The following is a 15,957-nucleotide window of genomic DNA, read 5'->3' on the forward strand; positions in this document are numbered from 1 at the left end:
CACCGTCACTCTTTATCCGTATCCGCCGTGGTCAGACTTTGCGCCGCTCTTTTAGCTTTGGCGCGGGCAATGGCTGCCGCGACCGCGGCCTTGCGCGGGTCTTCTTCCGTCGACACTGCCGGCGATTCGGCCGGAGTTTCCACCGCTGTGGCCTGCTGCGCCGCTTTCTTGGCTTTGGCGCGGGCAATGGCTGCCGCGACCGCGGCCTTGCGCGGGTCTTCTTCCGTCACCACTGCGGGTGATTCGGCAGGAGTTTCCACCGCTGCGGCCTGCTGCGCCGCTTTCTTGGCCTTAACTCGCGCCAGTGCAGCGGCAACCGCGGCCTTGCGTGGATCTTCTTCCGTCACCACTGCGGGTGATTCGGCAGGAGTTTCCACCGCTGTGGCCTGCTGCGCCGCTTTCTTGGCCTTAACTCGCGCCAGCGCAGCGGCAACCGCGGCCTTGCGTGGATCTTCTTCCGTCACCACTGCGGGTGATTCGGCAGGAGTTTCCACCGCTGTGGCCTGCGGCGCCGCTTTCTTGGCCTTAACTCGCGCCAGCGCAGCGGCAACTGCCGCCTTGCGTGGATCTTCATCTTCGCTAGCCGATGCCGTTACCGGTACGACAGGGGTTTCCTGCTGGGCACGTCGTTCACGGGCCTGCGCTTTACGGGCTTCGCGGGCCGCGATCATCTCGCTGTTGTCCGGTGCGTCGCCGCTGATGGTGCCGGTCGCCGGTACAGCATTTTTACTGCGAACTCGCGCCAGGGCCGCCTGAACCGCATCCTGGTCGCCATCGGTCAGTTTGACTGCCGCTTTCTTATGGCGCTCTTCACGCGCCAGTTTTTCACGTTCCAGACGCGCCAACTTGGCTTCGTAACGCGCCTTGGCTTCAGCCGTGCGTGCCGCTTCCAGATCGATGGCCTTGATCTCGGCCTTTTCCTGGCGGTAGTACTGCACCAGCGGGATATTGCTCGGGCAGACAAAGGCGCAGGCACCACATTCAATGCAATCGAACAGATTATGATTGCGGGCCTTTTCGTGTTCTTCGCCGCGGCTGAACCAGTAAAGTTGCTGCGGTAACAGGCCCGCCGGGCAGGCATCAACGCACAGGCCACAGCGAATACAGGACTGTTCCTGTTCTTGTGGTGCCATTTCGCTGACCGAGGGGGCCAGAATACAGTTGCTTATCTTGACGATGGGGACGTGGAGCGCGGGCAGGGTAAAGCCCATCAGCGGGCCGCCCATCACGACCATTTGCTGAGCCTGAGGCTGGAAACCGGCAAATTTCAACAGGTGTTGTACCGGTGTGCCTATGCGCGCCCACAGGTTGCCCGGCAGGCTTAGAGCTTCACCGGTCAGAGTCACCACGCGTTCGATCAGCGGCTCGCCGTCGACAATCGCACGTTTAATGGCAAAGGCAGTACCGACGTTCTGCATCAGCACGCCAATAGCGGAAGAGTGCTTGCCGTGCGGTACTTCCTTGCCAATCAGGATCTTGGTGAGCTGTTTGGCGCCGCCAGAAGGGTATTTGGTCGGGATCACCCGCAGGGCAATACCTGGCTGACCGCGCAGCGCCAGTTTCAACGCGGCGATCGCTTCGGGCTTATTGTCCTCGATGCCAATCAGCGTGACTTTGGGTTGCAGCAGGTGGCGCAGGATCTGCGTGCCTTCAATCACCTGATCGGCATGTTCCTGCATCAAGCGGTCATCGGCAGTGATATAAGGCTCGCACTCGGCGGCGTTGAGGATCAGGGTTTCCACCCCGTTCATGCCGCCCTGCAGCTTACTGGCGGTCGGGAAACCGGCGCCGCCCAGCCCGGCGATGCCGGCCTGATGAATACGTTGGATCAACTCGCTGGCGGTCAGTTGACGGTAGTCGGCTACCGGCGCACGCTCGCACCAGCGGTCTTCGCCGTCAGGTTGAATAATCACGCACAGTTCTGCCAGCCCGGAAGGGTGAGCGGTGATATGCGGTGTGATAGCGCTGATGGTGCCGGAGGTCGGTGCGTGCACCGGTACGGTACGGCCCCGACCGACGGTCAGCGGCTGGCCTTTCAGCACGGCGTCGCCGACCTTGACGCACAGTTCACCTTCCGGCCCCAGATGCTGTTGCAACGGGATAATAAACTTATCCGGCAGCGGGGCGGTACGCAGCGGGACACCGCTGGACTGGGTCTTCATTTCCGGCGGATGGATCCCGCCGTCGAAATCCCAAATCCGGTCTTTTTTGAAGGCGGCGAACAGATTAAGCATGTTGCTCCACGTGGATCACTTGCACCGGTATCGTCTTCATATCCCACTTCCAGTTGGCGGTAGTGGTGGCGACCGGTCTCATTTCAATACAGTCGGTAGGGCACGGTGCAACGCACAGGTCGCAGCCGGTACAAAGATCGGTAATGACGGTATGCATGGCGCGGGTAGCGCCGACAATGGCGTCCACCGGACAGGCCTGAATGCACTTGGTGCAGCCGATGCAGTTGGCTTCGTCAATGTAGGCCACCTGGCGCACAGGTTCGACGGCGGCTTCGCTACCGAGCGGCTGTGGTTCGACGTTGAGCAATTCTGCCAGCTTCAGCATCACCTGCTCGCCACCCGGAGCGCATTTGTTAATCATCTCACCGTTGGCGACGGCTTCGGCATAAGGACGGCAGCCGGGGTAACCGCACTGGCCGCACTGGCTCTGTGGCAGGATCTCGTCGACCTGTTCGGCTACCGGATCTTCTTCCACTTCAAAGCGGCGCGCGGCATAGCCCAGCACCAGACCGAACAGCAGGCCAAGGGCGCTTAACGCAGCAATCGCAATCCATAACGCGGTCATTAGAATTTCACCAGCCCGGTAAAGCCCATAAAGGCCAGCGACATCAGCCCGGCGGTGATCAGTGCGATGGAAGAGCCCCGGAAGGGCGCAGGCACATCGGCTACCGCCAGACGTTCACGGATGGCGGCAAACAGCACCATCACCAATGAGAAGCCCGCGGCGGCGCTGAAGCCGTATACCGCAGACTGCAGGAAATTGTAGCCGAGGTTGACGTTGAGCAGTGCGACGCCGAGCACCGCACAGTTGGTGGTGATAAGCGGCAGGAAAATACCCAGCAGGCGATACAGGGCCGGGCTGGTTTTGCGTACCACCATCTCGGTAAATTGCACCACCACGGCGATCACTAAAATAAATGACAGCGTGCGCAGATACACCAGATCCAACGGAACCAGAATAAAGGTGTTAATCACCCAGGCGCTGACCGAGGCCAACGTCATAACAAAAGTGGTGGCCATCCCCATGCCAATGGCGCTTTCCAGCTTTTTGGAAACGCCGAGGAATGGGCACAGGCCAAGAAACTTCACCAGGACGAAGTTATTCACCAGTACGGTGCCGACAAACAGGAGCAGGTATTCGGTCATTGCGATGCCTAAAAAAATAAAAGCCGCCTATTATCGGGAATTGGCGGCCTGACCACAACATAGGGATAGCAGGGTTATTACCCTTTTTGCCACTTTTTGCCCATTTTTGTTGAATATTTACACAACCAAGCCCTATGAATTTCAAATCGCAGCTAGGCGCCCAGCTCGCTCATCCCCAGGCGCTTACTTAAGTAAGTAACTGGGGTGAGCGAGTGCAGGTAACAACGCTGCGGTTTGAAAGGCGACGGGCCATATTTATGTACAACGTTGTTCAGCTCTCGGTAAAGGTGCCTTTGACTCGCTTGGAACGCTTCATATAAGGCACCAGCAACGCGGCCATCAACAGTGGCCAGCCCAGACTGCGTACCGCCAATTCATCCGGCACCGGCGCAAAGGCAAAGGCTTTCACCGCCAGCAAAACGGTAATCAGCAGCCACAGCAGGAACAATTTGGGGAACCGCTGCGAACGGTGGCAGAACAGCCACAGCAGCCACAGGGTAAAGCACCACATCGCCAGGGTGGTCAGCACCGAGAAATACCACTGCATGCTAAACGCCTGGGCGTTGGTGAGCAGATATTCGCGCGATTCCGGCACGAAAATCGCCATGCCATACAGGAGCAGCATCAGACTGGCGCTAAGCAGGGTGACAATCAGATAGGCCATCGGGGCCAGCAACCAACCGCCGATACGGGTGTAATCAGCTTGAGACATAAACGGCTTCCTGGGTAAGACATGATCCAATGTGACAGCCGCATAGCTTAGCGGGTAATGCGGGCTTCGTCATCAATATCAAGCGGATGGTCGGGAGCAAGGCGGCGTGGCAGCACGTTTGGCTACCGGCAGGCGATTTTGCCACCGGTAGCCGGGCGATTAACGGCGGTTAAGTTGATAGTAGGCTTCGTTCCAGCGCAGCTCGTTTTTGAATGCCGGCAGGGTGGTGTCCTGGTCAATCAGCAAGAACTCAATGTTATGCATTTCGGCATACAGCCGCAGCATATCGGCGTCCAGCGCCTGGGAGAACACCGTGTGGTGGGCGCCGCCCGCCAGGATCCAGGCTTCGGCGGCGGTTGCCAGCGTGGGTTGGGCCCGCCAGATGGCGCGCGCCACCGGCAGCTTGGGCAGCGGATGCGGTTGTTCCACGGTGTCCACCTGATTGACCAGCAGGCGGAAGCGATCGCCCATGTCGATCAGGCTGGCATTGACTGCCGGGCCGGCCGGAGTAGAGAAAATCAGCCGCGCCGGATCTGCCTTGCCGCCAATACCGAGCGGCTGGATATCCAACAGCGGTTTAGGCTCCTTGGCGATCGACGGGCAGACCTCCAGCATATGCGAGCCGACCACCAGATCGTTGCCCGGCTGGAAGTGATAGGTGTAATCCTCCATAAACGAGGTGCCGCCGTGTAACCCATCGGCCATCACTTTCAGGATGCGCAGCAGCGCGGCGGTTTTCCAGTCGCCTTCGCCGCCAAAGCCGTAGCCTTGTTGCATCAGGCGTTGTACCGCCAACCCCGGCAGCTGTTTCATGCCGTGCAGGTCTTCAAAGTTGGTGGTGAAGGCCTGGAAGTTGCCCTGTTCGAGGAAACGTTTCATGCCCAGCTCGATACGTGCCGCGTCAGTCAGGTTTTCGCGTTTTGCGCCGTTGATTTTGGCCGCATCGCTTAGCACATAGCTGGCCTCATACTCTTCAATCAGCGTATCTACATCGCCACGGCTGACTTCGTTAATGACGCTGACCAAATCGCCAATACCATAGGCATTGACCGAATAACCAAACTGGATCTGCGCACCGACCTTGTCGCCATCGGTCACCGCCACTTCGCGCATGTTGTCGCCAAAACGGGCCACTTTCAGCTGCTGGCCGGCCTGTTTGGCGCTGGCGACACGCATCCACTGGCCAATGCGCCGGTGTGCCTCGGGATCCTGCCAGTGACCGGCAATCACGCTGTGCTGCTGGCGCATACGGGCGCCGATAAAGCCGAACTCACGGCCGCCGTGGGCGGTTTGGTTGAGGTTCATAAAGTCCATATCCATACTGTCCCAGGGCACCTGGGCGTTGAACTGGGTATGGAACTGCAACAGCGGCTTATGCAGCACGGACAGACCGGCGATCCACATTTTGGCCGGTGAGAAGGTGTGTAGCCAGGCCAGGATGCCAATACACTGCGGTTGATAGTTGGCGTCACGACACAGGGCGGTGATTTCATCCGGCGTGGTGACCAGCGGTTTCAGCACCAGTTTTACCGGTAGGCCGGCTTCGCGGTTGAGACTGTCCACCACCTGTTCGGCGTGTGCCTTGACCTGTTGCAGGGTTTGCGGGCCGTACAGATGTTGGCTGCCAATGGCGAACCAGACTTCGCGCTGCTTGAATGCATTCATTAAAAAAGACTCCTCTGTATTGGGTATAGGCTTAATTTGCAGAACCGGAGGTCGGGGCGTAGCGCGGCTCGGCGGCCTGGCACCATTGTTGATAGCGTTGATAAAGTTGTTGGTAGCGAGCGACGCGCTGCGGATCGGGCTGCAGGGTACGTTCGATGCCGCAGGCCATCTGGAACTGGGCTTCGGGCACGCTGATGAAACGGCCGGCGGCTACGGCGGCGAAGATGGCAGCACCCAGCGCGCAGCACTGATCGGAGGCCACAATTTGCAGCGGTCGGTTCATCACGTCGGCGCAGGCCTGCATAATTGCCGGAGATTTACGCGCAATGCCGCCCAGCGCCAGCACGTTATCGACCGGAATATCCTGCTGTTCAAAACATTCCATAATGGCGCGGGCGCCAAAGGCGGTGGCGGCGATAAAGCCGCCGAACAGCGTCGGTGCATCGGTGCCGAGGTTCAGATCGGCTATTACGCCTTTCAGCCGCTGGTTGGCGTAGGGGGTTCGGCGGCCGTTAAACCAGTCCAGCACCACCGGCAAATGATCCAGTGACGGGTTTTCCACCCAGGCATCGGTCAGTGCCGCCAGCAGACCGGCTTCAATCTTTTGTAGCTGCGGTTGCAGTTCAGGCTGGTTTTTTGCCGCTGCATGTAACGGCCAGCTCAGCAGACGGCTGAACCAGGCATACATATCGCCGAAGGCCGACTGCCCGGCCTCCATGCCAATCATTCCCGGCACTACGCTGCCGTCGACCTGACCGCAAATGCCCTCGATAGCGCGGCCGTCGACTCGCTGACGATCGGCAATCAGAATGTCGCAGGTGGAGGTGCCGATCACCTTCACCAGGGTATAAGGCTGGGCACCGGCACCGACGGCCCCCATATGGCAGTCGAAGGCCCCGCCGGACAGCACCACCGTGGTGGGTAGCCCGAGGCGTGCCGCCCATTCGGTGCTCAGGGTACCTACCGGCAGGTCGGCGGTATGGCAGTCTTCAAACAGCGGCCAGGGCAGGTGTTCAACCAGCAGAGGATCGAGCGCGGCAAAAAAGGCTTTGGGCGGCAGGCCACCCCAGTCCGGGTGCCACAGCGTTTTGTGACCGACGCTACAGCGCCCACGTTTTAACTGATGTGGCGCGGTGGTAGCGGACAACAACGCCGGTACCCAGTCGCACAGTTCAACCCAGGAGGAGGCGGCCTGGCGTACCTCGGCGTCCTGGCGCGTGACATGCAGGATCTTGGCCCAAAACCACTCAGAGGAATAAACGCCGCCGATATAGCGGGAATAATCGGGAAACTCGCCGCTGCGGCATAGCCGATTGATGGCGTCAGCCTCTTCAATGGCGGTGTGGTCTTTCCACAAAACAAACATGGCATTCGGGTTATCGGCAAATTCCGGACGCAGTGCCAGCACCTGACCTTGCTCGTCGATCGGCGCCGGTGTGGAACCGGTGGAGTCAACGCCAATGCCAATCACCTGCAGCCGCTGTTGCGGGGGCATGCGCTGCACCAGAGTGACGATCGCCTGTTCCATGGCTTCTATATAGTCGAGCGGATGGTGGCGAAAACGGTTTTCCGCCGCGTTACAGAATTCGCCGCGCTGCCAGCGGGGGTAATAGACCACTTCGGTATCGAGTTCCGCGCCGTTATGGCAGTCGACCGCCAGCACCCGCACCGAGTCGCTGCCGAAGTCCAATCCCAGGGCAATAGCACCTGCCGTCATGATGTTGACTCCTGATGTGTTAATACGCTGTGACAACCATAGGAGCCGAAGCGGTGGGCAGGTGAGGAGCCGTTAGCTGGAAGTATGCACTTTTCTGCTTCCCGCAGTGGTTTTGTGACGGCTGTCATAAGTTATCGCTTGGCGGAATTCGCTAAATATATGCACATATCTGCTGTATTCCACGGATGTGATAGCGCTCTACATTTCAGTAACAAATACCCGCTAAAACTTAAGCCGTCTTACTCTTGTTGTGGGTGAATGTCGCGAGATAAGCGACGCGCCGACAGCAGACACCCTAATGATAACGTTTTCACGGCGAGCGGCTTTCGTCGCCACAGAAAACAAAATAGCGGAGAGCATCATGCATAAATTCACTAAGGCGCTGGTGACACTGAGTCTGGCGGCCGTTATGTCACATTCAGCTATCGCCGAGACCATGAAGCTGGGCTTTTTGGTCAAGCAGCCGGAGGAACCCTGGTTCCAGACCGAATGGAAGTTTGCCGACAAGGCCGGTAAGGATCTCGGTTTTGAAGTGATAAAAATCGCCGTGCCGGACGGGGAGAAAACCCTCAATGCCATCGACAGCCTGGCGGCCAGCGGGGCCAAGGGCTTTGTTATCTGTACGCCAGATCCGAAACTCGGCTCGGCGATTGTCGCCAAGGCACGCAGTTACAACCTGAAAGTGATTGCGGTGGATGACCAGTTTGTCACCGCCAAGGGCAAACCTATGGACAGCGTGCCGTTAGTTATGATGGCCGCCACCAAAATCGGTGAGCGTCAGGGGCAGGAATTGTGGAAAGAGCAGAATAAGCGCGGTTGGAAATTAGCGGACACTGCGGTAATGGCGATCACCGCCGATGAGCTGGACACCGCACGTCGTCGCACCGGTGGTTCGATAGACGCGCTGAAGGCGGCCGGCTTCCCGGAGAAACAAATTTATCGCGTGCCGACCAAATCCAACGATATCCCTGGGGCGTTTGACGCCGCCAACTCAATGCTGGTGCAGCATCCTGAAGTGAAAAACTGGCTGATTGTCGGCATGAATGACAACACCGTGCTGGGCGGCGTGCGCGCCACCGAAGGCCAGGGTTTCAAAGCGCCGAACGTGATCGGCATCGGCATCAACGGGGTGGATGCGGTCAGCGAGCTGTCCAAGGCACAGGCCACCGGTTTCTACGGTTCGCTGCTGCCAAGCCCGGATATCCATGGTTACAAGAGTATCCAGATGCTGCATGACTGGGTCGAAAAGGGCGTAGAGCCGCAAAAGTTCACCGAAGTGACCGACGTGGTGCTGATCACCCGCGACAACTTTAAAACCGAACTGCAGAAAAAAGGCCTGATGTAATAAGCGAGCCGCCCACGGCACTCTGTCGGGCGGCATTTTTGACTGCAGGAGGAGCACACCATGACCGCCGCATTGCCGTATTTGGCGTTTAAAGGCATAGGTAAAACCTTCCCGGGCGTGAAGGCGCTGGATGACATCAGCTTTAGCTGTCAGGCCGGGCAGATCCACGCGTTGATGGGGGAAAACGGCGCCGGGAAATCCACGCTGCTGAAAATTCTCAGTGGCAATTACGCGCCAACCCAGGGGGAAATTCAGCTGCAGGGACGGTCGGTGCAGTTTGCCAACACCACCGATGCGTTGAATGCCGGGGTGGCGATTATCTATCAGGAACTGCATCTGGTGCCGGAAATGACGGTGGCGGAGAACATTTATCTCGGCCAACTGCCGACCAAACGCGGGCTGGTAGACAGAAAACTGCTGCGCTATGAATCCCGCTTGCAGCTCCAACACCTCGGCCTGGATATTGATCCGGATACGCCGCTGAAATATCTGTCGATCGGCCAGTGGCAAATGGTGGAAATCGCCAAGGCGCTGGCGCGCAACGCCAAGGTGATCGCCTTTGACGAACCCACCAGTTCACTGTCCGCCAGAGAGATTGAGCAACTGTTCCGGGTGATCCGGGAATTACGTGCCGAAGGGCGGGTGATCCTGTATGTCTCGCACCGTATGGAAGAAATTTTTGCCCTCAGCGACGCCATTACCGTGTTTAAAGATGGCCGCTACGTGCGCACCTTTGACGATATGCAGCAGGTGGATAACGCGCAGTTGGTGCAGGCGATGGTCGGGCGCGATCTGGGTGACGTCTATGGCTACCAGCCACGTGAGCTGGGGCCAGTGCGTCTGGAGCTCAAGGGGCTGAAAGCACCGGGCGTCAAAACGGCGATCGATCTTAGCGTGCGGGCCGGAGAGATCGTTGGGCTGTTTGGCCTGGTGGGAGCCGGGCGCAGTGAACTGATGAAGGGGGTTTTTGGTGCCACACGGGTCAGTGCCGGGCAATTGATGCTGGATGGACAGGCGATCGCCATTCGTTCACCGATTGACGCGATCCGCGCCGGTATCATGCTGTGCCCGGAGGATCGCAAGGCGGACGGCATCATCCCGGTGCACTCGGTGCGTGACAACATCAACATCAGCGCAAGGCGCAACAGCCTGCGCGCCGGTTGCCTGATCAACAAAGGGTGGGAGGCCAGCAATGCCGATCATCATATTCGTGCATTGAATATCAAAACGCCTGGCCCTGAGCAGTTGATTATGAATTTGTCCGGCGGCAATCAGCAGAAGGCCATTCTGGGCCGCTGGCTGTCGGAAGAGATGAAAGTGATCTTGCTCGATGAACCAACACGCGGCATCGACGTCGGTGCCAAGCATGAAATTTATCACGTCATTTACCAACTGGCGCAGCGCGGCATTGCGGTGCTGTTCGCCTCCAGTGACCTGCCAGAGGTGCTGGGGCTGGCTGACCGTATCCTGGTGATGCGTGAAGGCGCACTGTCCGGCGAATTACGGCATGACGAGGCCAGTGAGGAAAAAGCCCTCAGCCTGGCGATGCTGCGCACCCCCGATATAGCCCCAGATGCCGCTGCGGCGGTGGCCTGATTGTGAAGGAGAAAGAGATGTCGACCATAACGACCCATTCTGTGAAAAAACGCAACGGCCTGGGGCTGGCGCGAATTTGGGACAGCTACGGCATGCTGGTGGTGTTTGCGGTGCTGTTTTTAGCCTGTGCGCTGTTTGTGCCCAACTTTGGTTCCTTTATCAATATGAAAGGGCTGGGGCTGGCGATTTCGATGTCCGGCATGGTGGCCTGCGGCATGCTGTTCTGCCTGGCCTCCGGTGACTTTGACCTGTCGGTCGCTTCGGTGATTGCCTGCGCCGGGGTGACCACCGCGGTGGTGATCAACATGACCGAAAGCCTGTGGATCGGCGTGGCCGCCGGTCTGTTACTGGGCATGGTCTCCGGGTTGATTAACGGTTTCGTTATCGCCCGGCTGAAAATCAACGCGCTGATCACCACCCTGGCCACCATGCAGATTTTCCGCGGGCTGGCCTACATTATCTCCGACGGTAAAGCGGTGGGCATTGAGGACGAACGCTTCTTCGCCCTGGGTTACGCCAACTGGCTGGGCCTGCCTGCGCCGATCTGGATCACCGTCGCCTGTCTGATCCTGTTTGGCTTCCTGCTCAACAAGACCACCTTTGGCCGCAATACGCTGGCGATTGGCGGTAACGAAGAGGCCGCGCGGTTGGCCGGGGTGCCGGTGGTACGCACCAAAATCGTGATCTTTATGCTGTCCGGGCTGGTGTCCGCCGCCGCCGGTATCATTCTGGCTTCGCGCATGACCAGTGGCCAGCCAATGACCTCAATTGGCTATGAGCTGATCGTGATCTCCGCCTGCGTGCTGGGTGGTGTGTCACTGAAAGGCGGCATCGGTAAAATTTCCTACGTTATCGCCGGCATTCTGATCCTGGGCACGGTGGAAAACGCCATGAACCTGCTGAATATCTCGCCGTTCTCGCAGTATGTGGTGCGCGGCGTGATCCTGCTGGCGGCGGTGATTTTCGACCGTTACAAACAGCAGGCCAAGCGCAGCGTTTAAATTGCCAACCCTGTTCACAGTTCTGTTATCGGCCCGGGCAGTTATCCACCGGGCCGCTAAGCTAGGATTGATATCTAAGCTATAAGATTGCCGGGAGGACCGATGTATCATCGCATGGCACAGGAACCGCAACCGAACCCGCTGTTGCCGGGTTACACCTTTAACGCTTATCTGGTGGCGGGGCTGACGCCGATTATGGCGGACGGTCCGCTGGATTTCTTTATCGACCGCCCCGGCGGCATGAAGGGCTATATTCTCAACCTGACCATCAAGGGCCAGGGCAAGGTGTTTGACGGCGAAGATACCCTTTACTGCAATCCTGGCGATCTGCTGCTGTTTCCGCCCAAAGCGGCGCATTACTACGGCCGTTCGCCGGACAGCGACTGCTGGTATCACCGCTGGGTGTATTTCCGTCCGCGCGCCTACTGGGCCGACTGGCTGGAATGGCACAGCAAAACCCATGAAGTGGGGCGGCTGACCTTGCCGAACAATAACCTGTTACTGGAGTTCGATCGGCTGTTCGCCAATATCGAACAGACTCAGCGTTCCGGTCGCCGCTTTGCCGAAGAGCTGGGGATGAACCTGCTGGAGCGTCTGCTATTGCGCGCGATGGAGGAAGACCCGCTCAGCCCACAGAAAATTATGGATCCGCGAGTCATTGAAGCCTGCCAGTTTATCACCGGCAACCTGGCCGGCGAGCTGCGGATTGACGAGGTGGCGCGGCATGTCTGTTTGTCACCATCGCGGTTGGCACATTTGTTCCGCGAGCAGGTGGGCATCAATATTCTGCGCTGGCGCGAAGATCAGCGGGTGATCCGCGCCAAGCTGCTGTTGCAGACTACGCAGGAGTCGATCGCCACCATAGGTCGGGTGGTGGGTTATGACGATCAGCTGTACTTTTCCCGGGTATTTCGCAAGCGGGTGGGCGTTAGCCCGAGCGATTTCCGCCGCCGCAGCCTGGAGATAAACTACCCGGCCAGAAATCAACGTGAACAGCCTTATGTGGCGGCCTCAAGTTAACATTAAATTTACTTCTTGTTCCCGCCTGCATCATGGTGTCAAATCTGATGGGTCTATTGCGAGCCAGTAAGAGGAAACACCATGGCAGAAAAACTTCGGGTTGGGCTGGTCGGTTACGGCTATGCCAGCAAAACCTTTCATGCGCCACTGATCGTTGGCACTCCCGGCGTAGAGTTGGCCGCCGTTTCCAGCAGCGATGCCGGGAAAGTGCACGCAGACTGGCCGTCGATGACGGTAGTCAGCGATCCGCAGGCGCTGTTTAACGACCCTTCTATCGATCTGATCGTCATTCCTACCCCCAACGATACCCACTTCCCGCTGGCACAGCAGGCCATGGCCGCCGGTAAACATGTGGTGGTGGATAAACCGTTTACCGTGACGTTGTCACAGGCTCAGGCGTTAAAACAACAGGCGGAGCAGAGCGGCCGGCTGTTGTCGGTATTCCACAACCGCCGCTGGGACAGTGATTTTCTGACGCTTAAGACGCTGCTGAAAGAAGGCGCGCTCGGCGAGGTGGTTTATTTCGAATCTCATTTCGATCGCTTCCGGCCAGAAGTGCGTCAGCGCTGGCGTGAGTTGGGCGGCGCAGGTAGCGGCATTTGGTACGATTTGGGGCCGCATCTGATCGATCAGGCGCTGCAACTGTTCGGCAAGCCGGAAACGCTGTTTGTTGATTTGGCCGAACTGCGTCCAGGCGCGCAGTCGGTGGACTATTTCCACGCGGTGCTTAACTACGGCAAACGTCGGGTGGTCCTGCACGCTACGATGCTGGCGGCGGCGGAATCCGCCCGTTATATCGTGCATGGCACCCAGGGCAGCTTTATCAAATTTGGCCTGGATCCGCAGGAAGACCGGCTAAAAGCAGGTGAGCGTTTGCCGCAGGCGGACTGGGGTTATGATATGCGCGACGGTGTAGTGACGTTGTCACGTGATGGCGTGCTGGCGGAAAAACCGCTGCTGAGTATTCCGGGCAACTACCCAGCCTATTACGCGGCCGTGCGTGATGCGATTAACGGTGTGGGTGAAAACCCGGTACCGGCCGCCGATGCCATCCAGGTGATGGAACTGATCGAACTGGGCCTGGAATCGGCAAAACAGCAAAGAGCGCTGCCGGTAGCCTAACCGTCGTGCTTTCTTATCCGGGTTCGGCTGACCGAACCCGCCTTACTCCTCGAAGGATCCGGTTCCATGTCCTGGTTGCAACGTCTGCGCATTGATAAATTTTTGCTGGTTTTGATTCTGGTGGTGATCGTCGCCTCGGTTTTCCCCTGCGAAGGGATATGGAAAACCTTCTTTGATCGTCTGACCACCGCCGCCATCGCGCTGCTGTTTTTTATGCATGGTGCCAAGCTGTCGCGTGAGGCGATTATCGCCGGCATGGGCCACTGGAAGCTGCATCTGGTGGTGTTCCTCAGTACCTTTGCGCTGTTCCCACTGCTGGGGCTGGCGATGAATTTGATGGTGCCGGGGCTGATGACGCCGACGGTCTATATGGGCTTCCTTTACCTGTGTGCGCTGCCGGCGACGGTTCAGTCGGCGATTGCCTTCACTTCGGCGGCGGGCGGTAACGTGGCGGCGGCGGTATGCAGCGCTTCGGCATCCAGCATCCTCGGCGTTTTCCTCTCGCCGCTGCTGGTGGGCGCACTGATGCACACCCAGGGCGGTGATACTGACGTATTGCACGCCATCGGTTCGATCATTTTGAAACTGATGGTGCCGTTTGTGGTGGGCCATCTGGCACGGCCGCTGATCGGCAAATGGGTCGATCGCCACCGCAAGCTGATTAATCTTACTGACCGGTCATCGATTTTGCTGGTGGTGTATACCGCCTTTAGCGCCGCGGTGGTAGAGGGCATTTGGCACAAGATTGACGGCTGGTCGCTGCTGACCATCCTGGTGATGTCTCTGGTGCTGCTGACGGTGGTACTGATTATTAACACCTATGCCGCGCGTTGGCTGGGATTCAACACCGCTGACGAGATCACCATAGTGTTCTGCGGTTCGAAAAAGAGCCTGGCGAACGGTATCCCGATGGCTAACGTGCTGTTCCCGGCGGCGGCAGTGGGTGCGATGGTGTTGCCGCTGATGATTTTCCATCAGGTGCAATTGATGGTGTGTGCCGTGCTGGCCCAGCGCTATGCGCGCAAAACCGCCAAACAGCGTGCAGAAGTGCAGACAGCCAAGTAAAAAATGGGCGCGAAATCGCGTAATAAGAATCTACGTCGTGGCTTAAGTGGGCGTCCCCCTCTCCATGGGGAGAGGGCCGGGGTGAGGGGCTTTGCATCAATTCTGCATGTATCCCCTCACCCTAACCCTCTCCCAAAGGAGAGGGAACAATATCGCCTCAACTGGCAAGTATTACGCGTAAGAGCGCCCGTTATTCCATTCAATCAGGCGCGGACTTTATCGCGCAGCGCCTGCTTTTCCTGCTCGCTGAGGAACGCCATTTTCAGGCCGTTTTCCTGAGCGGTGCGGATCTCCGCCGGCGTCAGCCCGGCCTGTGGTGCCGCTACCAGGTATTCATGCTCAATTTCTATGCCCTGAACCGCCGGATCGTCGGTGTTGATCGACGCCATGACGCCGTGACGCAGGAACTTCGCCAGCGGATGCTGCGCCAGAGAAGCCACGGTGCTGGTCTGAATGTTGGAAGTCAGGCAAGACTCGATACCAATGCCGTGTTCCGCCAGGAAGTCCATTAATGCCGGATCTTCAACGGCTTTCACCCCGTGGCCGATGCGCTCTGCGCCCAACTCACGGATCGCCTGCCAGATGCTTTCCGGGCCGGCGGCTTCACCGGCGTGCACGGTGATACGCAACCCGGCGTCACGGGCGCGGTTAAAGTGGTTGAGGAACAGACCACCCGGGAAGCCGAGTTCGTCACCGGCCAGATCCAGCGCGGTAATACCGTCACGGTGTGCCAGCAGACCTTCCAGCTCCTGCAAGCAGGCGGCCTCGCCGAAGGTACGGCTCATGATGCCGATCAGGCGCACATCAATGCCCAAATCGCGGGAGCCGGAACGAATGCCATCAATCACGGCTTCTACCACCCCGGCCACCGGTAACTGGTGCTTCATCGCCATGTAATACGGCGAAAAACGCAGTTCGGCGTAGTGCAGACCGGCGTTAGCGGCGTCCTCAACGTTTTCGTAAGCGACCCGGCGGCAGGCTTCCAAATCCCCCAGCACCGCCACCCCCCAGTCCAGCTTTTGCAAGAAGCTGACCAGATCCGGTTCGGCATGGGTGATTTGCACGTGCGGACGCAGGGCTTCCAGTTCGTCGGCTGGCAGGGCAAGGTTAAACTGACGGCCCAGGTCGAGGATGGTTTGCGCACGAATGTTACCGTCGAGGTGACGGTGGATGTCGGTCAGCGGAAGGCGGGAGTCAATCATGATGTGCACTCGTTATTTTGTTGTAGGTAAAGTGCAGATCAGTATAAAAACAAAATGATGAAAATTGCCATGTCGTTGCATAAAAAAGTGACTGTAATCACATTAATTGCGACTGGTGCCGCATTTTCAGGC

Annotated in this window: 13 protein-coding genes; 6 read left to right on the forward strand and 7 right to left on the reverse strand. The window is 58.4% G+C overall.

All coding sequences use genetic code 11. From position 1 onward, the window contains the following. Positions 1-5: 5 nt before the first annotated feature. The 6 genes from rsxC to ACSOSI_RS12155 form a co-directional block, all read right to left on the reverse strand. Complete coding sequence (gene rsxC, locus ACSOSI_RS12130; protein ID WP_476707153.1) at positions 6-2,234, reverse strand: electron transport complex subunit RsxC; 2,229 nt, start codon at positions 2,232-2,234, stop codon at positions 6-8. Then, the gene (rsxB, locus tag ACSOSI_RS12135; protein WP_476707154.1) at positions 2,227-2,799 is read right to left on the reverse strand and encodes an electron transport complex subunit RsxB; all 573 of its coding nucleotides are present in this window, start codon (positions 2,797-2,799) and stop codon (positions 2,227-2,229) included. Before rsxB ends, rsxC begins: the two co-directional genes overlap by 8 nt. Next, positions 2,799-3,380, reverse strand: a complete 582-nt coding sequence (gene rsxA / locus ACSOSI_RS12140; protein ID WP_004938443.1) for an electron transport complex subunit RsxA — start codon at positions 3,378-3,380, stop codon at positions 2,799-2,801. Before rsxA ends, rsxB begins: the two co-directional genes overlap by 1 nt. Positions 3,381-3,651: 271 nt before the next feature. After that, complete coding sequence (locus ACSOSI_RS12145) at positions 3,652-4,092, reverse strand: DUF2569 domain-containing protein (RefSeq protein WP_012144972.1); 441 nt, start codon at positions 4,090-4,092, stop codon at positions 3,652-3,654. 159 nt (positions 4,093-4,251) lie between these two features. Further along, the gene (gene araA, locus ACSOSI_RS12150) at positions 4,252-5,757 is read right to left on the reverse strand and encodes an L-arabinose isomerase (RefSeq protein ID WP_017892697.1); all 1,506 of its coding nucleotides are present in this window, start codon (positions 5,755-5,757) and stop codon (positions 4,252-4,254) included. A gap of 31 nt (positions 5,758-5,788) precedes the next feature. Beyond that, positions 5,789-7,474 (reverse strand): ribulokinase, encoded by a 1,686-nt coding sequence (locus ACSOSI_RS12155; protein WP_476707155.1) that lies wholly within the window; start codon positions 7,472-7,474, stop codon positions 5,789-5,791. A 361-nt stretch (positions 7,475-7,835) separates the two neighbouring features. Between ACSOSI_RS12155 and ACSOSI_RS12160 the strand changes: the two genes are divergently transcribed. From ACSOSI_RS12160 to ACSOSI_RS12185, 6 genes are all read left to right on the forward strand, one after another. After that, a complete protein-coding gene (locus ACSOSI_RS12160) occupies positions 7,836-8,819 on the forward strand; it encodes an arabinose ABC transporter substrate-binding protein (protein WP_012144975.1) in 984 nt (327 codons plus the stop codon). A 60-nt stretch (positions 8,820-8,879) separates the two neighbouring features. Next, entirely contained in the window at positions 8,880-10,415 is a 1,536-nt protein-coding gene (gene araG, locus ACSOSI_RS12165; protein WP_017892700.1) for an L-arabinose ABC transporter ATP-binding protein AraG, read from the forward strand. A 17-nt stretch (positions 10,416-10,432) separates the two neighbouring features. Next, positions 10,433-11,416 carry an L-arabinose ABC transporter permease AraH gene (gene araH / locus ACSOSI_RS12170; protein ID WP_012144977.1) on the forward strand — a complete coding sequence of 328 codons (984 nt, stop codon included), beginning with the start codon at positions 10,433-10,435 and terminating at the stop codon, positions 11,414-11,416. A 102-nt stretch (positions 11,417-11,518) separates the two neighbouring features. Continuing rightward, positions 11,519-12,436, forward strand: coding sequence for an arabinose operon transcriptional regulator AraC (gene araC, locus ACSOSI_RS12175; protein ID WP_012144978.1), 918 nt, complete (start codon positions 11,519-11,521; stop codon positions 12,434-12,436). Positions 12,437-12,517: 81 nt separating this feature from the next. Then, positions 12,518-13,558, forward strand: coding sequence for an oxidoreductase (locus tag ACSOSI_RS12180; RefSeq protein WP_012144979.1), 1,041 nt, complete (start codon positions 12,518-12,520; stop codon positions 13,556-13,558). Between the two features lie 66 nt (positions 13,559-13,624). Then, positions 13,625-14,623 carry a bile acid:sodium symporter family protein gene (locus tag ACSOSI_RS12185; protein WP_012144980.1) on the forward strand — a complete coding sequence of 333 codons (999 nt, stop codon included), beginning with the start codon at positions 13,625-13,627 and terminating at the stop codon, positions 14,621-14,623. A gap of 203 nt (positions 14,624-14,826) precedes the next feature. Here ACSOSI_RS12185 and add read toward each other — a convergent pair whose 3' ends face one another. Next, entirely contained in the window at positions 14,827-15,825 is a 999-nt protein-coding gene (gene add, locus ACSOSI_RS12190; RefSeq protein WP_476707156.1) for an adenosine deaminase, read from the reverse strand. Positions 15,826-15,957: the final 132 nt, after the last annotated feature.

The sequence above is a fragment of the Serratia sp. AR11 genome (genome assembly GCF_056376275.1).